We start from the raw sequence: 20004 nt of genomic DNA, 5'->3' as shown, positions 1-20004 counted from the left end.
TTACGCTAGATTATATTTCTACCAATGTTTCCCTATGATAAAGAATCTCCCCATTCAGAATCGTTGATTCAACTTTCAAATCCTTGATATTTTGGGAATCCACTTTCAATATACTATCATTCAATACTACTAGATCGGCCAGCTTACCTGCCTCCAGGCTGCCTTTGACATCTTCATCGAAACTCGCAAACGCGCCATTCCAAGTGTATAGTTTAATCGCTTCCAATACGCTAATCGATTGAACCGTACCTATTTTCGTTCCTGACCTGCTTGTTCTATTAACTGCAACGTGTATGCCTAATAAAGGGTCGTGATCAGTAACCGGAGCATCGGAACCGCCTGCGGCCAGGATACCATTATCAATAAAATCACGGGCGGCGTACATGTGGTTGACCCTATTACCGTAATGTTCAATATATATATCACCGAATTCATAAGGAAATGGAGGGTTGGGGATTGGGATGACACCAAGTTCTTTCATCCTCTTTTGTAAATCTGGCGAAGATATTCCAGCATGCTCGATCCTATGTCTATGATCTTTTCTTGGCGATTCATTCAAAGCCTTTTCCACGCAATTTAAATACATCTCTATCGCTTTGTCCCCTTGGGCATGGACTGTGATCTGATAGCCTTTTTTATGTGCCCGACCTAATACTTGATAGATTTCCTCTTCTTTATAATAAAGAATTCCGGAATAACCTGGATCACTCGAATAGGGCTCACGGGTGGCAATTGTCGGACCGGTACTGCTGCCATCCGTAAACAGTTTGGCTGGTCCAATTTTGAATCTTTCGTCCCCCGTTCCGGTTATCACTCCCGAATCCACCATTTTATTCACAAATTCATGAGAATTATTCAATGAACCGACCATCGCATAGATACGGACACGAATATCCTGATTTTTTATAGCCTGCTGCATTAATCGGAAACTTTCAGGACCATGAGCACCAGCTTCATGAATGCTTGTAATGCCTGCTGCGATGAAATGCTCCGACGCTATTTTGACTGCCTTCAACAGTTCACTTTCTGAATAGCTTGCTCTGTCGGCCATTATCATATTTGCTGTTTCAATGAGTTTGCCTGTTATCCTCCCCGCTTCATCCTTTTCAATGACCCCTCCAGTCGGATTCTTTGAGTTTTCATCAATTCGGGCAATCTCTAACGCCCTGCTATTCACCACGCTTATATGGCTGCATGTGCGGGTCACGATAATGGGATGGTCTGTTGAAATAGCATCCAATTCTGCTATTGTTGGATAACGTTTTTCTTTCACTGCGGTCTCATTGAAGCCCCAAGCACGGATCCATTCACCTTTAGGGATCGTCGAAGCTTTCTTCTTCAGATCGATAAACAAATCTTCTACAGATTTGATATGTTCCGCTTTACAGCTTACTGCCAATTGATTGACACCATACAATATAAGATGAATATGAGAATCTATAAACCCAGGAAGTAAGGACTTTCCCTGCAAATCAATCACCTTTGTTTCTTCTCCGATAAATACCTTGATTTCCTGATTCGTTCCGACTGCCGAGATACGGTCACCGTTAATTGCCAGGGCTTCCGCTACTTCATTTTTTTGATTTACGGTTATGACTTCACCGTTCATGAACACGATATCAGCTTTCAACCAACACACCCCTTCCTTTTTGTTTCACCCTCAGTTCTGTAACCTCTTCCTTTGCTGTCCCCGCCGCCATTTATCGGAATATTCCGTTTTCAACAGATTCATTATATCCACACCAGATTGTGAATTCATTAGACAAATAGTTAAAAATATCATCGTTTTTTTATACCTTTTATATAATTATGTCTAATCTATCTGGTTTGCTGACCCCAGTCTCCTCTATTCTTAAAGGGAATATAACCAATCAAAAAAAGGATAGATTCAGCTGCTTATTTGCTTATCTATCCCGCATTATTCAATTACAACCCATTGTTTCTCCCGATAATGCCAAGGGTCAAATACTGTTTGTTTTCTTGAAAATCCCATGGCCAGTATCGAAGGGTTAATTCGCTTTTATCCACTTTTTCAATAAACGTTTTTACCCCTATCAAGGCTGCCCCATATCCCACGTTCGAGGCCAATGCAAAGATGGCATTCAGCCCTTCATTCATGGTATCCATATACTCAGGTTCGATTTTTAAGATATCAGTCCATGTAATACAGAATCCATTTTGCTTGGTACATTTAGATATAGAGTGATTCACTGTACGAACGATCTCATCCCTTACATCCAAAATTTCATTCTTCATCTCTTCTGCATCTTTTTTCTGATAGTGGTTTGCATGATCGGAAAGCAACTCCATGGCCCAATTATAAAATAATTGAGTATAAATGGCGGAAGTTGCCACAATATCAAATTCATTATAATAATTAGCAAAAACACGTTCAGAAAGCTGACCTAACCGCTTTTCGGTATCCTTTAAGTATTGAATAATCCCCTCTGCCGCTTCACCACGATTCAGCATCGAAGATAGGTAGTGATCAAAATCCACTTTTTCGAGGCCTGTTACATCAATTTCAATAAGTTGAATTTTCTCCTGGGTCCGTTCAGGCAAATTTGCCGTACCCTTTTCCATACTTTCCATATCAATATCAAATAGGTATATGGAGTTGCATTTAGTTGCCAGATACTCTATATCCAAATCATCGCAATTGCCTGCTCCGACGATGGCCACTTTATCTACGAACGCTTTTTTCGAAAATACGGCATCGAATAAACCTGTAACTTGTATACGATGCTGTTTCCACCGCATCTTTCTGTATTCATCCCGATTATGGTTCATTTTTCTTTGATAGGTTTCCATGTGAATCTCTCCCTTTAGGGTACTAAGGATTTATTTATTGTAACAAAATTTCCGGTCTTTTGGAGGGCAGGTAATTTAGATTTCGCATTGGGGAAAAGATAGGCTCAATTTCTATAGTAAAATGAGCGATTAAGATGTTAGAATAATATGGGAATTATTTTGAAGTAGCAGTGATTACAGGAGGGTGTTCCTTGAGCAAAACAAAGAAGATTTCACTTACTTTATTAGGTGTTTTTTCAATCATCTTGGTCGGTGTGGTAATCCTTTTGTTTTCATTCACACAGAGCATGAAAGCAGATCCTGATGAAGAAAAGAAGATCCTGGATCAAGCTGAAAGATATTTAGAGGATACTTTTGATGAAGGAACCGAAATATATGATGTCCTATACGACAATATGGGAAACCGGGGCTATTTTGAATATGCAGCTAAAGTGAAACATAAAAAATTTGGTACGCATTTTCTCGTTTTCTTTAATGATGAAGCAGGGGAAATGGAGGATACATTCCTTTCTGATAAATGGCAAGATGATGCAGAGAAGGAAATCAGGCCATATGTTGAAAAAGAACTGGGTGAAGTGTTGATATCCAAGGAAATGGAAGATATTGCAGAAAGCGAAGATTGGGAGAAGATTCAAGAAGAAATAGGTGATTATAATCAATTACTCTTGGTCTTTGATGAGGGGATCGGGAAAGAATTGAACATTGATCCGAATAAGCCAGCCAGCTATAAAGATTACGATGTTTCTCCAACCATTCGAATTACCCTTTCACGTAAGAAACAGGAAACAGATGAAGACCGCTTTACCGAAATAATCTATGGCCTTAAAAAAGATAAAGTTCTTGAACATGGAAATATGATTGTAGAATATATTAGTACCAAAGGTGTGCCACTTGAAGATGACGAATGGCATAAAAAGTTTTAAAACCAACATATAGTTTTTAACAGGAAGGTAAAGAGCAGCAATTCAGCCTGCCGCTCTTTACCTTTTTTTGTTTACTTAAAATAAAATTTTCCATATAAATCTAGCAAACTACCCCATTTTTTGTAAGGAATCGTTTCCCGCGATTAACCAGATTGGAGAAAAAGTTCTTTATTTTCACGCCAAAAAAATTTTTTTAATATAAAAATGATAAATCCTTCCAGGCATTATAGGTAGAACTGCCCCATTTCCTGAATAAATGTATCTAGTAATTTATATTTAATATCTTCTGAATCACCCTTAATGAAAGATTCTGATTGGCAGCGCTATCACTTCCATTACTGGGATAAAAATATCAACAATTGCAGTTTTTACAAGGATTCTTCCATTATCCCTAATACCCCACGAGGTAATATATTATGTTCATGAAAATCAATAATAGGAATTTTAACCCAGGACCTTTACCCTTTTTTCAATCGTATAAATATTCAAAAAAATGTCGAGTTGAGTCATCACTCTTTTTACCCTTATACTAGGGTAGAAAAATCGAAGGAGGAATTACATATGAAAAAGGAAATTTCAATCATTGGTGTGCCAATGGATCTTGGTCAAACTAGAAGAGGAGTGGATATGGGGCCTAGTGCCATCAGATATGCAGGATTAAGTGAAAGACTTGAAAATATTGGCTATACTGTCCGTGATGAAGGTGATATTAAAGTAGAAATACAGGAAAGAGCACAAAGTGATAGTGACACAAATTTAAAGAATCTTCAGGATGTAGCAGAAGGAAATGAAAAATTGAGTCAAAAAGTGGATGAAGTCATCCAAGCGAATCGTTTTCCTTTAGTTTTAGGGGGAGATCATAGCATTGCTATCGGGACATTAGCCGGTTTAGCGAAGCATACTGAAAACTTAGGGGTAATATGGTATGATGCACATGGAGATTTAAATACTGCCGAAACATCCCCATCAGGAAACATACACGGTATGTCCCTAGCTGTAAGTTTGGGTCTTGGCCACCCTGCTCTGACTAACATCGGCGGATATTCTCCAAAGGTCAAACCGGAGAACATTGTCATCATTGGTGCCCGTTCTTTAGACCAAGGTGAGAAAGAGTTAATAAGGGAAAAAGGAATTAAAGTCTATACGATGCATGAGATTGATAGAATGGGTATGACAAAAGTGATGGAAGAATCGATCGCCTATCTGAAAGAACGTACGGATCTTGTACATTTATCACTTGACCTTGATGGTCTTGATCCAGATGATGCACCTGGGGTTGGTACGCCTGTAATGGGAGGCATTAGTTACCGTGAAAGCCATCTTGCCATGGAAATGCTGGCTGAAGCTAATATCATTACATCGGCAGAGTTTGTTGAGATAAACCCAATATTGGACGAGCATAATAAAACGGCTGAAGTTGCTGTCGCATTAATGGGCTCATTGCTTGGGGAAAAATTACTTTATGGAGCGGAAGAACATAACACTCCTGATTTATTGGCTCAAGTAAAATAATCGGACACTTTGTTTTTGATAGAAAGATAGAGAGTTCTTTAAAGTGATACTCCATAGGAAAAAGCCCATACTTGTTTATGAGCTTCTTCCTCCATTGGCGGATGATCGATTTGAATCAATTTACATCCCTAGTTTCCTGACGCTTGGCTTCCTTTTCTTTAATAAGCGGCGCTTTCGAAATTATTTCTGCAGTACCTATGTATATTGAATCATGCTTATTTAATGCAGAAGTAATCTCCTTTCGGAGGGAATTCGACATCATCTAAGAATCAGATTCTAAGCTATTAGACTTGTGAAAACAAAAATTCCCTAATAACGTCCATAAATGAAACCGTTTGCACCCATCAGGTAAAGGAGTTTTTCAATGAAAACAGCAGAAAATCAACCAAATGAATTAAAACGGAGCATGAAAGCAAGACATTTATTTATGATTTCAATAGGGGGATGTATTGGTACGGGCTTTTTCATCGGTTCGGGCTATACCATTCATGAAGCAGGAGCTTTCGGCGCTATCCTCTCTTACATAGTCGGCGGCTTCATCATGTATTTAACGATGCTATGTCTAGGTGAACTATCCGTTGCGATGCCTGTTTCCGGTTCGTTTCAGACATATGCGACAAAGTTCATCGGTCCTGGCACCGGGTTTGCCATTGGATGGCTTTACTGGTTAGGTTGGGCAGTTACAGTTGCCTTGGAGTTTCTGGCCGCAGGCCAGCTTATGCAAAGATGGTTCCCTGAATCACCCGTTTGGATGTGGTGTGCAATCTTTGCTTTTCTCATCTTTTCACTAAACGCCTTATCAGCAAAGGCATTTGGAGAATCGGAATTTGTTTTTTCCAGCATAAAAGTATTGGCCATCATTCTGTTCATCATCGTTGGCGGTGCTGCTATGTTTGGTTTGATTGATATGAAAGGTGGACAAGAGACTCCATTTTTCTCAAACTTTTTCGCTGAGGGTCTTTTCCCTAATGGGATATCAGCCCTGCTAATCACAATGATTACAGTGAACTTTTCCTTCCAGGGCACAGAGTTAATCGGAATTGCCGCTGGAGAAAGTGAAAACCCGGAAAAGGTCATACCAAAATCCATCAAACAAACGGTGTGGAGAACCCTTTTCTTCTTTGTTCTTTCGGTCACTGTACTTTCGGCGATGATTCCAAGGGAAAAAGCAGGTATCTCAGAAAGTCCATTCGTTGTTGTACTGGATAGTATCGGGGTTCCGTATGCAGCTGACATCATGAACTTCATCATTCTTACAGCACTATTGTCAGTGGCGAACTCCGGCCTTTATGCAGCCACACGTATGCTCTACTCGCTTTCAAGGGAAGGTATGGCAAGTCCGAAGCTTGGTTTGGTCAATAAGAGAGGAATTCCGCTTAATGCCCTGCTCATCACTCTGGCGATTGCCGGTTTGTCTTTACTTTCTAGTGTAGTAGCTGCAGACACAATATTTGTCTTTCTTCTCTCCCTTGCAGGATTAGGTGCACAAATTGGCTGGATTGCCATATCTGCTAGTCTTCTTGCTTTTAGAAGATCATATACCCGCCAAGGTGGAAAGATAGAAAATCTGAAATTCAAAGTTCCGCTATACCCATTCATCCCCATTCTTGCTTTAGTAACGAACTGCATCGTCATGATCAGTTTAGCATTTGTTCCTGAGCAGCGAATGGCCCTGTATTGCGGGGGAGCATTCTTCCTTGGATGTTATGCGGTTTATCACTTTAGAGTGAAGAAAAACAAGACCATAGAAACGCCTAAGCAGGAAGTTGAATTAAATGCCGGTAAAAAAATGGTCATTTAATCCAGAACGCCGCGAAGAATATAGTAAGTGGTGAAAAGCGATTTTTACAATCCATCAAGTTGCTTTTCAAAGAAGAAATACCCTGGATGTTACACACCCAGGGTATTTCTTTTATTCAGTCACCATTCCTGCCAGCTACCCAATGGTAAACCGCTTTCGGAGCTTTTTTAGCTCCCCTAACTACCCCTGTATATAAATAGGAAGTTAAATTCCCAGCTCCATCTGGGCAATAAAAACAAATATCAAAACAAAAAAATCATCTTAATCGATGATTTTATATTGTGCAAATTCCTTTAATTTAGGCAGGATTGGCTCTAAAATTTCCTTGGCTATGTAATCGGTATCCAATCCAATGAAGCGTTCGCTTTCCATGTCGACCGATCTCGCATTTTCCGGGTCATCACAAAAAATAAATGATATGATTCCGTTATCTTCCGTCATATCTACATAATTAAATGCAATGTCATGTTTCGTAAGACAACTTTCAAACGCAATGCACAATTCATCTATATTTGATTGACTAATAGATGTGAATTTCATATTGATCATCCCCTCTGCTAAAGGATAGCAAAATAAAGCATGAATTTCAAAGCGGAATTCATGTCCCATCCTTATGTTCTTCTGACACTTTCGACCAAAGGAACCATGGCAACAAAAAAGCCCTCGTTTGGAATATCACCGTATGATGCCTTTTGATGAATGTCATGGCTAATGATTTTCCCATTAGAAATGAATGTAACCTAATCGATTTCATTCCATTTCCCGTGCTTTCTCTGATTTAATTTTTTATCTTTCAACAGCGATTAGTAAGGATTGCCATAGGCTTAATCGCATTTTGTATCGCCGTGACCTGCAGTTCCTCATGAATATTCCATGGCATGTCTCATATCTTTATACAAACACCTTGTTAGGAGTGGACCAACATGAAATCTTTTTATAAAGGAACGCTCATCTTGATTGTCGCAGCGTTTTTTGGTGAATGTATCGAATTTTTAGTGAACATGCTCCTAGCCAGGGAATTACACGAAGAGGGCATGGGGCTTTATATGTCCATATTGCCAATTTTCTTTTTGATATATGTGATCGCCAGCCTTGAATTACATATTTCCATTTCAAAATTCGTTGCGGAAAATAAACAGGCCATGCATTATAATCTGATCATCCATGCACTTAAGATGGCTGCAGTCGTCGTATTGGTAATGTGTGTAGTCATGCCTTTCATACTTTCCTTCTCATCCATAATGGACAAATACCATCCCTATATTAAATGGCTGCTCATCACACTGATCCCAATAGTTGCCTTTTCGTCGATTGCAAGAGGCTATTTCATGGGTGTCCAGCAAATGGGGAAGATTGCCTTTTCCAACTTTTTAAAAGATATCATTCAATTCGGCTTGCTTTTCCTCATCTTTAATTTATTTCATTTTAACCAGGAAAAGTCATTATTAATGGCCTTTTTTGTTTTGATTGGCAGTGAGTTCCTCGTTTTTCTTTACTTGATCAACCTTTTGATTCTTCAAATGCGGATCATGAGGCGCGGTACGAACTCACGGACAACCGGTAAACATGCACGGCAAAAGTTATTGGCGGTTTCTCTGCCCACCATGGGGCTAAGGATCTTTCATGCGATAACAAATGCCATCCAACCTTTTTTGATCCACACTGCCCTTCTCTCGGCAGGATTCGGTCCGGTAGTGGCTACGGAGCATTTTGGGATGCTTACTGGAGTTGCAATGACGATCGGCTTCTTTCCAGCCTTTATCGCGCATTCCTTAATGATCATGCTCATTCCGAATGTTTCGAATGCTTACAAGAGGCAGGATAAAGAAAAATTGAGGGTTTTATTGCAAAAATCAATGTCTTTCACAGTAATGTATGGAGTTCCGGCTGTGATTTTCATTTATTTCTTTGCGGAACCTTTGACCTCCCTCTTTTTTTCTTCAACATCTGCCGCATACTATTTAAAATTATTATGTCCTTACTTCCTTTTTCATTTTTTTGTCATTCCCATGCAAGCCTATCTCATCGGCCTTGGTTTAGTGAAAGATGCTTTCATCCATACCGTATGGTCCCATATTGTTGCCTTTTTAATGATGTATATCCTAGGGTCTCAAGCTTCTCTTAATATGGGAGGAATCATTTTAGGAATGAACACTGGTGCGGTATTATTAACCTTCATGCACTACTTGACCATTTGCAAAAAAATCGGCATAAGCATCTTACTGACGAAATCAAGATCGATATCGATAAAGTGAAGCCAAAAGCAAGTTCCAAACGGCAAAAACCTTTCTGTTATTGGTTTATAAAGATTTAGATTAAAAATATTGAGCCTTTCCCTGTACATATCACCTTCATTACTGTATATTTCAACATACTTGGGTAATAATCAAGTAAAATGGTTTAAACTAACCATACAATAGTAATGGAGTGATTTCATGAGTAAAGCTAAGGCTAAGAGCGGAACTGGTAAAGGTACGGGCACAGGAACGGGCAAGAAGGGCTGGAATCGTTGGAAAACAAGTGCCAACAAGAAAAAAAGCGCCAAACCATATGTTAGTAAAGGCATCAAGCATTCCAGCGATTCAAAAACATCCGGTCATTCTACAGGTGACAAGACAGAAAAATAATGCTTGTCCTATAATCCATACAAAACATACAAAATTTATGTTTGTTCCATATTCTCATACAGGGTGTTAAGAGATCTGTATGAGAGAAGTGGGTCTTATAGATATTAACAACTGGCAATATCCAAATGAGGCATAAGAGTAAGGCTATTATACATACCATCAAAAAAGACACTCCAAAACCCGGCAGTGTCTTTCATTTTTTAATAATTTCTTTTTTATCTAATTTGGCTTTTGGGTTTGATAGCATTGATTTTTTTCGAGGAAAACTCTGTACGGAAGCCGTTAGTGGCTTTTTTAACAGAGTTTGTAACTGAATGTATCGCTTCACCAACGTCCTGGGCAGAATCCAATAATGGTTCGACCGTTTTCATTTTAGTTTTTACATCGTCGGTGATTTCATTTGCAGTTTGCAATAGTTGTTTCGATTCGCCGGACAAATCGTGGATGGCATTTCGCACCTCAACCAATGTTTGATTGGCTTCCCCTATCGTGACCATTCCCTTTTGGAGTGTACTTATCATAAATACAACCAACCAAATGAAGGCTAAAGCGATTGCAGCCACACTATATTGAATAATCAAAATAAAGCTCCCCCTCTGAATTAAATAGTAGGAACGATTGCTTTTAATAGGTTAGTGAATCCCGGGGTGCCTGTTTTTAAAGATAAATGATGATTCTATTTGAGTTTTATTTGAACCCCCCCAGCTTTAGTTCGAGTTGAAGGAGCTGACGGTGTGGATAAATCCTTGGGGCGGCCTTCCAAACTGGCTTCTTTCATGGTATTGGTTACATTATGAATCATTTCCCCAACATCTTGAGCGGATTCCAGCAATGGATCTACATTTTCCATCTTCCCTTTTACATCCGCTGTAATTTGATTGGCAGAGTGGATCAGTTGTTTGGACTCATGCGTCAATCCATGTACTGCATTTCTTACCTCTTCCAGTGTCTTATTTGTTTCTTCGAGCGTTCCCATTCCTTTACGCAGCGTCTGGTTTACATTATATATCAAATATACGACGGCTCCGGAGACACTGGCAACACTTAATTTAATGAACATTTTCATATATCCACTCCTTTCATTTAAATTTATGCATTGTCCCTTTCATTCATTCCCTATAGTCCATTACTTGTCCGATCAGTTTTAAAGAACCATTTACCTTTCCCCGAAAGAAGTTTAATGGATAGTTTAATGGATAAAAGTAAAGGAAGACCAGATTAGGAGGAGATTGTTCATGTCACATGAAAATTATTCATCTTTTATCCAAACTTTAAATGATTGTATCACTGCTTGTAATCATTGTTACGACGCATGCTTAAAAGAAGAACATGTAAACATGATGGTGGAATGCATTCGCTTGGATCGGGAATGTGCGGATATTTGCTCTTTCTTAGCACAGACGATAGGGAGAGGAACTCCGTTTATTTCAGAGTTGGCTGAAGTTTGTGCCAAGATTTGTGAAAGCTGCGGAAATGAATGTAAAAAACACGATCATCAACATTGTCAAAAATGTGCCGAGGCTTGTTTGAGATGCGCAGAAGAATGCAGAAAATTAGTCGCTTGATGTAAGGAATAGCATTAGCTATTCCTTTTATTATCCTTTCCGCTTACCTACCGACTACTTTTTGAACCTACTAAAGGATGATGATATTTCTTATATATTCTAGCGAGGTGTTTGTTGAAATTTATATATCAAAAAATTTTTCAAAATACGAAATACAGCTATTGAAAACCGCCCTTTTTAGGCACACTAGTATTAAAAACAGGAGGATATTATGACACCTCGGAATGTTCCTGCTAAAGATGATTTAGAAGTGAAAGATACCCCCGCTTCACCTGATAAGGAAAGTGAAACAGCTAAACTCAATCGATTATTAGGTGCGGTCATGCGATATTTATCAGATGATGAGCAAGAAGAAATAGATATAGAGTATCTTCTCGAAAACACCGAAGGGCTGAGGGATTGGTGGAGCGAATATAGGGAGCTTGACCGAAAACGGGTCGAAGAAGAAATTAAAAATTCCCTGACGGATCTATCCCTTGAAGAACTTGAAAACATCCGTGAACAAATCCGTACAAAGGCATAAAAAAAATCCCTGCATAGGGATTTCAGTTTGTAGAATGGGGTTCTGCCTAAAATTATAATTAAACTAGATTATCCTTCATGTTTTTACTGTAATCCTTATTGGACACTCCTGTCGAATTACTGGCTAGCCGCAACCGCTTTGATGTGGCTTGGCAGACAGTAGTCGGAAAGGGAATGGATTTCTGAAATCAACTAAAACGTTAATAAAAAAACGGCAGTCAAACTCGTTTTTTTTCAATTTGTCGTCTGAAATCCCTGCAGTGTGATTAACCAGATCATGCATGATTTTTATTCATACCCAAAGACTTTTGATGAATTTAACAATCATTCCCTTCATGCGGCACCATACATCCTCGTATTCAAACACCACACAAGGAACTTAGTTCTAGTTGATCGATCATGGAATCAACTAATGCATGCAATGGATTTAAAACTGTCTGTCCTGTCTGAAGTTCATATCTCCTTGCCGCTTCGACCATTGATAGTTGAGCTACAGACAGCCGTCTATTATCTTTTCTAAACTGGGATAGGTAATTCATGATTTCCTGATTATATTTTTCTCCCAATCCCTGCATAATGAATTCAAAGGCATCGTCGATAATGATGACTTCAAAATCCACAGTCCCATATTTTTCAGCATGTGCAGTTAAACGTTTGACCGTTCCTTCAACAGTGGCAGGGTTCGTGAATAATATCACTTGCGGTTGCTGCAATTGGCAAATTTGCTCAAAATATGGTTCATCGATTTTAATTATGGGCATGGGTAAAGATAGTTGTTCTTCGTTTAATAAAGCGATATAGTTTGTACAAGTTATCAGGATGGCATCCACTTTACATTCGGCAATCCATTCGACCTGTTGTTTAACCTTTTTTTGAGCATCCGAATAATTAAAATTTTCTTCCGTTGACACCCGTTGCATCAATCCTGGATCTACAAAATGAAGCCATTCAATATCGAATTTAGAGAATGCGTTTTCTATATATTCTATATTTGTATAGTGTGCATGCAAACAGCCTATCTTTTTTTTCATAAATCTCCCGCTTTCGTCAGTTAGTATTCTGATTATTCTAACACAAAAAACCGCGACACGTTGACCGATGGCAGCAAAAACGATGATTAACCATCTCCCTCCTGTTATATCGGGGTAAAAAGACTGCTTCTTTGAGCCAGATTGTTCAGTAGGTATGAATCGGGCTCTTGAGCATATATTTATCAAGGCGATAACAAGGGGGATCATCAAGAAACTGGAACATCAGTAACCAAATTGCTGCTCATTTAAAGTTTAAAGTAAAGTAAAGTAACGATTAAGAGAAACAAACCGAAGTCAGTTAAAAAACATTATATTAATTGCGATTCTTTTCCCTCCATTAGCGGTTTTATTGGCCGGTAAACCCATTCAGGCTGTGCTTAATTTGGTCCTCACACTATTTTTTTATGTCCCTGGATTAATTCATGCAATCCTAGTGGTGCATGACAAGAAAGCGGATAAACGAATGAAGCAGCAAGCAGCACTTATTGCTAAATCGAAACGAACGACTAAGTGATTTATGCAAACACCAATAACCCGAATGCAATTCGGGTTATTGTCAAAAGAATTCGTTTATTTGAATCTGTGCGTCTTTCTAACCCCTCTATGATAACAAGCGTCACATATTTGAAAACGTGAGTCATCAGGCAGCCTTTTTCCACAGCGCTTGCATTTTTTTTGATAATTCAACATTTCATCTTTTAACTGATCATGTACGCCATCACTGATTTCTTCACGGATACGCTCCCAATAAACAGCTTCCGTACGCTTACCCATCCGATATAAAAATAATAGATGAAGACCTATCGCCTTATAAGATAGCTCCAATTCCTCAAGATTCCTTGTCTTGATGACCGGTTCAGGAAGGTCACTGTTCTCGGCAATCGCTTCGACCGTTTCCAGCCACTGTCTGATCAGACTTGGTTCTTTTGCCGAAAAAGGAATATGCAGGAAACCATATAAATCCATCAAAGAAAAACGAGCTTCGATTTCTGTATCCCGTATTAGTTCGTAAAGCTCCCTTTCTTCCGATAGCGAAGCCTTTTTCGTGCCTTTAGGAGGCTCAAACCTCTCCCACATTTCGAAAAATGTCCCCAGGTCCCGGTAATATTTTTGAAAACGTTCAAATACAGCAGAGGTTGGGGCGATTGTAAAGGTTTGAACTGGCTCATCTACCTGTTCCAGCAACTTATTCATGATTTTGATTTCTGCTGTAAATGCTACCTTCCCAGTGTCATAAATCCCTTTTCTACCCGCTCTGCCTGCGATTTGCTTGATTTCTTGAGAAGTCAATCTTCTTCTTCGTGTCCCGTCGAATTTTTCATTTTCAAGAAAGACGATGCGGCGTATTGGCAAGTTCAATCCCATTCCAATCGCATCGGTGGCAACGACAACTGATGTTTGACCGCGGTTGAATAATTCTATTTGCCGTTTTCTATTTTCAGGAGGCATACTGCCGTATATCATGCTGACATTATGTCCACTCTCTTTAAGCCGGGATGCTGTTTCCAGAACCTGCCTCCTCGAAAAGCAAATGAGGGCATCCCCTTTTTTGGTATACTTCAGTCCAAACTCCTTTTGTTCCACCTCAAGCGGTATTTCCCGTCTGTATTCGTGAAGTTCTAAATCTGCTTCATTCAGAAGGTTCAGAAGCATCTTCTTGATATTATTGCTCCCAATTATGTGCACTTCTTTCGCATTAGCTTGCGTAATTGCCCTAAACCAAGAAAAGCCTCGATCTTTATCGGCAATCATTTGGGCTTCATCTATGACGATTACTTCATGGTAGTCTTTTTCATGAAACATTTCAACGGTACTGGAGACATGTTTAGCCCCCTCAATAGCCTTTTCTTCTTCACCGGTTTTTAATGAGCAGGGTACACCATCCGCATTTAATTTATCAAACACTTCAAGTGCAAGCAGTCTAAGTGGAGCCAGGTACATACCGCTTTCCGCTTGTTTCATTTTTTCCAGGGCCTTATGCGTCTTCCCTGTATTGGTCTCACCGATATGCAAAACATATCTAACCCTTTTTCCTAATGATGGAGTATAGGCCTTACCGATGATGTCATCGATCATCCTTTGTTCTTCTGCCCGCTTCCTGGCTTCTTCTGCCAATACTTCAGCTTTTCTTCTTTCTCTGTTCTCCACGTCTTTTTCAAAAATTTCTTCGTGCAATATTTCATTAAAAGGAATTCCTTCAAGCTTCAGTAAATCAGAAAGGTATTCTTCCTGAAGCTCATCAAAACAGGACTGAGACAAATCGGCCAATTCATCGCCTAATATACCTTGAAGGGAATCAATCGTCAGCCTTTCCCCATATGACTCCAAAAAATCATGATGCAGGGCGGCAGATAGATGGTTCAAGTATTTGTCAGGGGCTAATTTCATTATGAAATCCGAAACAAGCCTTTCATACCTGTAGTAGTAATTTTCATATTCATAACGGTTCCGGCCCCAACCGATTAACGAATGGATATCGCCTGTCAGCTCTTCGAAAAAGTCAGTGACCATTAGGTATTCGGCAGCTTGAAAGCCGCCCTCTTCAACCAATTGTTCTTCAAGCAAGTACGGATCGACATATTGGAATTTAGGCTTATTCTTAAGATCTTTTGCCAAAATACCGGCAATATAATACCTGACATGTAAATATAAAAGAAGGGAGTAATTTTCGAAAAATGAATTGGCCTCTTCTTGCAGCCTTGCGCGAATTTTCCAACGTTGCTTGGCAAGCCGCTGTTCTTCTTGTCTCCTAAAGAATTTCTCCCTTGCATTTTTATATCTCTTCTCCCAATCCTCTTGATTGTCGGCAAAGGTTTTTTTAATCCACGTTAAGCCATCAAATGGGCGATACTTCTTTAATTCGTTGCGGAACATGCTATTGATCAGCTTATGATCTGAACCTTCCGTTACAAATCCCCTTTCGCTTAAAAAAGCCTTTTTTTCCTTTCTGGGCACATCATTTGATGCTTTATTTATCCAAACATTAATCCAAATTTGCTCAATAAAAGTCGTCCTGTCTGATATATATGCTGAATAAGAAGGCATTGTCTCTTGATTCTCTAAATAAAAATCAATATCCTGGATGATTTTTTCTTTTGTATTCTCTATAGCAATAGGATATATACTTTCTAATTTTCCCATAGTGATCCCCTTTTGAATTATCCAATATGTACTTTATTACTTCCTTTTATCCTCCCCAAATTTTTGTTTAAAATGAGCTTGGTACATTCGTTTCATCATTTAAATTCATGAGCTCCGTTATCATGAGAGGCTGCAAAAATGTCAGGTTGCTTTACTTTCCAAGGTAAATATCAAAAATATGCCAAATATGCACATTAAAGTTACTCTCACCATTTCATTTACAGTATAATGCTATAAATACTGATTAGAATTTATGGATTATGAAGAGATACCCAGCCTTGGCCAGAATCGTTTTATAATCAGGAGAATTTAATGATATTAAAAAAAAGCCGAAAATAAAGTAAAGGTCCATTTTTCAACTTTCCCGATTACATGATTCATCCATAATACAATTCCAACCCCTTAATTGAGTTTAGAGGAAATCCCGGCAACTGTCACGATATTCAGATTACGCTTTTGTGTCTTTGCTTTGTGTATAAGGAATATCATTAGAAAACCTAAAAAGAATATAGATAAAAAAAGGAGCCTGAGAATGATTCAGCAAGATATCAACTATTATAAAAATTTTGATTCCTTCGCTAAAGAAGTATTAGCACTATTAGCTCAAACCATTGAGGTCAATACATTTTTCCTTTCTATAGTGACTCCCATCCAGAGTTTCATGATCAAGTCCTTCAATAGAAATGCAAAGTTAATTTGTGAAGGTGACATCCTTCCTTATAATATGGCTTATTGTAAATTAGTTGTTGAAAATGGCTTGGAACCACTCGTTATCCCGAATTTGGGGAAACATGAATTGACTAGCGGCCACCCTGCAACGAGGTTTATCGGGAATGGGTGTTTTATGGGAGCTCCCCTTATAAATGAGGGCGAAATCATTGGGACATTATGTGCATTCGACATTAATCCTTATGTTTTTAAAGAATATGACCTAACCTTCATTAAGTCTATGGCAGCTCTGATTAGTCATGCCATCAATCTTGAAAAAGGGATTATCAGGGATCCTTTATCAGGTCTTTATAATCGGAACTTCATTTATAATTATTTTGATTATCATCAAGATAAAACGAACGATGAAATGGCGATTCTTTACATCGATCTTGACCATTTTAAATTTTTCAATGATTCCTTTGGACATGATACTGGTGACGGCGTCATCAAAAAGGCTGCCGAATGTTTTTTGCAAACCGTCCCCGAAGGCAGTCAGGTTGCTCGAATCGGTGGTGATGAATTCATTGTATTATTAAATCCTTCGCATTGTGAGGATTTAATGAAAAGCACCCAGCAAAACGCTGAATTATTATTGAACAGTTTATCCACCATGCCCATTACCATTAATGGAAATGATCATTTTATATCAGCTAGCATAGGAATTAGCTTTTATCCTCATCATGGTACGGAAATGGACTCACTTTTGAAAAAGGCGGACCGTTCCATGTATATGGCCAAAGAGTCTGGACGGAAAAATATTCAATACTTCCCCCCTGAGTGATCATGTAAAAATAAAAAAACCAGTTCTCCTTTAGGAGACTGGCTTTCTTTCACCTTAAAAAAATCCAACGTTTCGCTTTCAGCCTTTGCAAAAGCTTGAGCAGGTCGGCATTTGCCTTATGTATCCGTTTCTCGGATGGTGAAGCGGAGGGGACCGGGATGTTAACTCTCTCGGGCTTTTTGTTCATATTCTGAAAGACCCTTCCTATTCTTTGATTTTGAATAGTATATGCGGGTTAACCATTAAATATCATAAGGAAAGGAAAAACCCCTTCCTTCTTATAAAACATTTTTTAACCGGCTGAAGCGTGCAGCTTTTTCTTTTTGTTTCAGGATAATGCTTTCGTTCTGTTTCATCACTTTTTTAGTGTGGGGACTTAAACCTACATCGGGTATTTTAACCTGTGGTTTGATTACGGCAACTGACACGTCGTTGCCGGCTTTATCATAAATGCTCATTTATCCTTCACCACCTGGTTTTTGTTTTATGACCATATCGAACATCATGATTAATAAAGCTATCAATAAACAATCGACTTCTGAAACGAAGCTTTCTGATTTAACGTCAAGGATATAGGGTTCCATCAAGATACTAACAGGCTGCAAAGCCATTTTTTCTTCGTCATTATAATACGTATCTTCTCTTTCCAATGTAGCACGGATGGTACTGCCATTCAAGTTCGGATGCCCATTTATCACCAATTGCTTGTCCTGTTCCGTTTTGAAAGGAAGGATTTTCACGTTCATCCCTTCCTTTGCTGCATACGCTTGAAGGAGAATGCTCAAATAAGCCAAGTATTCCTTATTCGATTGATAATACTCAGGTATTCCTTCCTTCTTTAGGAGATGAAACATATTTTTGACCTTTTCCCTATTATCCGTTAAAAGTTTGTCACTTTCCGCAACCGCTTTCGTTGCATAGGACAGCTCGTTATCGCCAATCTTCGATATATACATGCTCAAGAACACAAACATATCAATCAGAATGAATACGATAGCCATGATCAAGAAATTTTTCCACTCATTAAAAATGCTCATCGGATAGAAATTCCAATAAATCAGTGCTCCCAGTATAAAAATGATATACCAGGTTTTTCGAATCGCTTCAATCCTTTTACTAACCTTGTCTTTATATTTCCAAGAAAGAATGACATAGGCTAATAAAGCAATAAATACTACCCATACAAAGACTCTGAAAAACATTAACAATCGATTTATCACCCTACCCTTCGGCTGCTACATTCCTTATCCCGTCCTCTATATTATTCATTATATATACCTCTATTCCCTGCCTGAGACGGGCGAAACTTAAACATTTGCCATAAGAAGAACTCTCCACCCAATGTGATTTTACAGATATCTTTATCATTCATCTTGTGGGACATCATAGTAAATAACCGTATAAATTCTATGTTATGATATGTAATAATAAAAGCGATGATTACTATTGGAGGAAGCTATCATGATGAAAATTATTAAGATCCTCATTTCTACTTTTATACTCTTGTTACTTTTCCTTAACCTCTATCCTCCGCTTGGAAGACGGACAACCAAAGATAAAGTTAGAAGTTTCACTACTAAAGAGAATTTTGCCAAAGGGAAATTCCAAAATCAGATTCCTGCCAGTCAAGCGATGAGTCTTAAACATACGTGTTCCATTTTACGTGATTTCATAAAACCTAATCCAAAGAGGAAGCCCGACAGTCCCATTGTAATTGGAACAAAAGAACCCGCTTCTAAGAATTCCAATAAAATCACCTGGTTTGGTCATTCTGCATTCATGTTGGAATTAGATGGGAAAACCATTTTAGTGGACCCCATGTTTGGCAAAGCACCCACTCCCTTTCCATGGTTCGGGAACAAGCGCTTTAGCGGGGAGCTGCCTTTTGATATCGATATGCTTCCTCCTATCGATACCGTCCTGCTCTCACATGATCACTACGATCACTTGGATTATTACTCGATAAAGAAATTAAAAGATAAGGTCAGTCAGTTCATTGTCCCACTCGGTGTCGGTGGACATCTAGAAAAATGGGGCGTTAAACAAGAACTGATTCAGGAACATAATTGGTGGGATGAAGCTTCATTCAAGGACTTGGAATTTATTTGTACGCCTGCAAGGCATTTCTCTGGTAGAAGTTTAGGCGGTGGCAATACGACACTATGGTGTTCTTGGATAATTAAAGGAAAACAAGACAAGGTATATTTCAGCGGCGATAGTGGTTATGGTAGCCATTTTAAAGAAATCGGCGAAAAATACGGTCCTTTTGATATAACTTTAATGGAATGCGGCCAATATGATGAACGTTGGTCAACCATCCATATGATTCCGGAAGAAACTGTTCAAGCACACATCGATGTAAAAGGAAAACGGATGATCCCCATTCATTGGGCAGGTTTCACATTGTCTTTCCATGACTGGACAGATCCGATAGAACGGGTAACAAAAGCGGCCAATGACCTGGGTGTCCAGGTCTGCACACCCCAAATAGGCGAACCGGTAGTTCTTGGTTCAACGGATTTCCCTCAAACAAGATGGTGGAAATGAAAAAGGTCCATTCCTATTGGGATGGACCTTTT

Annotated in this window: 19 protein-coding genes; 10 read left to right on the top strand and 9 right to left on the bottom strand. The window is 38.9% G+C overall.

Features of this window, described 5'->3' with window-relative positions:
- Nucleotides 1-10: 10 nt before the first annotated feature.
- Together J7I90_RS02295 and J7I90_RS02290 are read right to left on the bottom strand one after the other, a co-directional pair.
- Nucleotides 11-1630 carry an amidohydrolase gene (locus J7I90_RS02295; protein WP_214768212.1) on the bottom strand — a complete coding sequence of 540 codons (1620 nt, stop codon included), beginning with the start codon at nucleotides 1628-1630 and terminating at the stop codon, nucleotides 11-13.
- Nucleotides 1631-1926: 296 nt separating this feature from the next.
- Nucleotides 1927-2811 carry a hypothetical protein gene (locus J7I90_RS02290; RefSeq protein WP_214768211.1) on the bottom strand — a complete coding sequence of 295 codons (885 nt, stop codon included), beginning with the start codon at nucleotides 2809-2811 and terminating at the stop codon, nucleotides 1927-1929.
- Nucleotides 2812-3002: 191 nt separating this feature from the next.
- Between J7I90_RS02290 and J7I90_RS02285 the strand changes: the two genes are divergently transcribed.
- The 3 genes from J7I90_RS02285 (at nucleotide 3003) to J7I90_RS02275 (ending at nucleotide 7047) form a co-directional block, all read left to right on the top strand.
- Complete coding sequence (locus J7I90_RS02285) at nucleotides 3003-3734, top strand: hypothetical protein (protein WP_214768210.1); 732 nt, start codon at nucleotides 3003-3005, stop codon at nucleotides 3732-3734.
- 561 nt (nucleotides 3735-4295) lie between these two features.
- On the top strand, nucleotides 4296-5246 hold the full coding sequence (rocF, locus tag J7I90_RS02280) for an arginase (protein ID WP_214768209.1): 951 nt from the start codon (nucleotides 4296-4298) through the stop codon (nucleotides 5244-5246).
- Nucleotides 5247-5610: 364 nt separating this feature from the next.
- Nucleotides 5611-7047 (top strand): amino acid permease, encoded by a 1437-nt coding sequence (locus J7I90_RS02275; RefSeq protein WP_053534968.1) that lies wholly within the window; start codon nucleotides 5611-5613, stop codon nucleotides 7045-7047.
- A 261-nt stretch (nucleotides 7048-7308) separates the two neighbouring features.
- Here J7I90_RS02275 and J7I90_RS02270 read toward each other — a convergent pair whose 3' ends face one another.
- Nucleotides 7309-7587, bottom strand: a complete 279-nt coding sequence (locus J7I90_RS02270) for a hypothetical protein (RefSeq protein WP_214768208.1) — start codon at nucleotides 7585-7587, stop codon at nucleotides 7309-7311.
- Between the two features lie 383 nt (nucleotides 7588-7970).
- On the opposite strand from J7I90_RS02270, the gene J7I90_RS02265 reads away from it, so the two are divergent.
- Both J7I90_RS02265 and J7I90_RS02260 read left to right on the top strand, forming a co-directional pair.
- A complete protein-coding gene (locus J7I90_RS02265; RefSeq protein ID WP_214768207.1) occupies nucleotides 7971-9302 on the top strand; it encodes an oligosaccharide flippase family protein in 1332 nt (443 codons plus the stop codon).
- A gap of 180 nt (nucleotides 9303-9482) precedes the next feature.
- Nucleotides 9483-9674 carry a DUF3934 family protein gene (locus tag J7I90_RS02260; protein WP_214768206.1) on the top strand — a complete coding sequence of 64 codons (192 nt, stop codon included), beginning with the start codon at nucleotides 9483-9485 and terminating at the stop codon, nucleotides 9672-9674.
- A 215-nt stretch (nucleotides 9675-9889) separates the two neighbouring features.
- Here J7I90_RS02260 and J7I90_RS02255 read toward each other — a convergent pair whose 3' ends face one another.
- Both J7I90_RS02255 and J7I90_RS02250 read right to left on the bottom strand, forming a co-directional pair.
- The gene (locus J7I90_RS02255) at nucleotides 9890-10255 is read right to left on the bottom strand and encodes a DUF948 domain-containing protein (RefSeq protein ID WP_214768205.1); all 366 of its coding nucleotides are present in this window, start codon (nucleotides 10253-10255) and stop codon (nucleotides 9890-9892) included.
- Nucleotides 10256-10350: 95 nt separating this feature from the next.
- The gene (locus J7I90_RS02250; RefSeq protein ID WP_214768204.1) at nucleotides 10351-10740 is read right to left on the bottom strand and encodes a DUF948 domain-containing protein; all 390 of its coding nucleotides are present in this window, start codon (nucleotides 10738-10740) and stop codon (nucleotides 10351-10353) included.
- 169 nt (nucleotides 10741-10909) lie between these two features.
- Here J7I90_RS02250 and J7I90_RS02245 point away from each other — a divergent pair, with 169 nt between their 5' ends.
- A complete protein-coding gene (locus tag J7I90_RS02245; protein WP_214768203.1) occupies nucleotides 10910-11239 on the top strand; it encodes a four-helix bundle copper-binding protein in 330 nt (109 codons plus the stop codon).
- A 211-nt stretch (nucleotides 11240-11450) separates the two neighbouring features.
- Nucleotides 11451-11762 (top strand): hypothetical protein, encoded by a 312-nt coding sequence (locus J7I90_RS02240; RefSeq protein ID WP_214768202.1) that lies wholly within the window; start codon nucleotides 11451-11453, stop codon nucleotides 11760-11762.
- 358 nt (nucleotides 11763-12120) lie between these two features.
- Here the strand turns inward: J7I90_RS02240 and J7I90_RS02235 are convergent, their stop codons facing one another.
- Entirely contained in the window at nucleotides 12121-12792 is a 672-nt protein-coding gene (locus J7I90_RS02235; RefSeq protein WP_214768201.1) for a hypothetical protein, read from the bottom strand.
- A 307-nt stretch (nucleotides 12793-13099) separates the two neighbouring features.
- On the opposite strand from J7I90_RS02235, the gene J7I90_RS02230 reads away from it, so the two are divergent.
- Nucleotides 13100-13306, top strand: a complete 207-nt coding sequence (locus J7I90_RS02230) for a YqaE/Pmp3 family membrane protein (protein ID WP_214768402.1) — start codon at nucleotides 13100-13102, stop codon at nucleotides 13304-13306.
- 56 nt (nucleotides 13307-13362) lie between these two features.
- Here the strand turns inward: J7I90_RS02230 and J7I90_RS02225 are convergent, their stop codons facing one another.
- Nucleotides 13363-15933, bottom strand: a complete 2571-nt coding sequence (locus J7I90_RS02225) for a helicase-related protein (protein ID WP_214768200.1) — start codon at nucleotides 15931-15933, stop codon at nucleotides 13363-13365.
- 532 nt (nucleotides 15934-16465) lie between these two features.
- On the opposite strand from J7I90_RS02225, the gene J7I90_RS02220 reads away from it, so the two are divergent.
- Nucleotides 16466-17425, top strand: coding sequence for a sensor domain-containing diguanylate cyclase (locus J7I90_RS02220; RefSeq protein ID WP_214768199.1), 960 nt, complete (start codon nucleotides 16466-16468; stop codon nucleotides 17423-17425).
- A 278-nt stretch (nucleotides 17426-17703) separates the two neighbouring features.
- Here the strand turns inward: J7I90_RS02220 and J7I90_RS02215 are convergent, their stop codons facing one another.
- Both J7I90_RS02215 and J7I90_RS02210 read right to left on the bottom strand, forming a co-directional pair.
- Nucleotides 17704-17883, bottom strand: coding sequence for a hypothetical protein (locus J7I90_RS02215; protein ID WP_214768198.1), 180 nt, complete (start codon nucleotides 17881-17883; stop codon nucleotides 17704-17706).
- Nucleotides 17884-18627: a type II toxin-antitoxin system SpoIISA family toxin gene (locus J7I90_RS02210; RefSeq protein ID WP_251025081.1), complete on the bottom strand. Its 744-nt coding sequence runs from the start codon at nucleotides 18625-18627 to the stop codon at nucleotides 17884-17886.
- Nucleotides 18628-18886: 259 nt separating this feature from the next.
- Here J7I90_RS02210 and J7I90_RS02205 point away from each other — a divergent pair, with 259 nt between their 5' ends.
- Nucleotides 18887-19972 (top strand): MBL fold metallo-hydrolase, encoded by a 1086-nt coding sequence (locus J7I90_RS02205; RefSeq protein ID WP_214768196.1) that lies wholly within the window; start codon nucleotides 18887-18889, stop codon nucleotides 19970-19972.
- Nucleotides 19973-20004 lie beyond the last annotated feature (32 nt).

Source organism: Bacillus sp. ISL-57 (assembly GCF_018613135.1).
In the GTDB taxonomy this organism is placed as follows: domain Bacteria; phylum Bacillota; class Bacilli; order Bacillales; family DSM-1321; genus Peribacillus; species Peribacillus frigoritolerans.
This window is presented reverse-complemented; position numbering and strand designations above follow the sequence as displayed.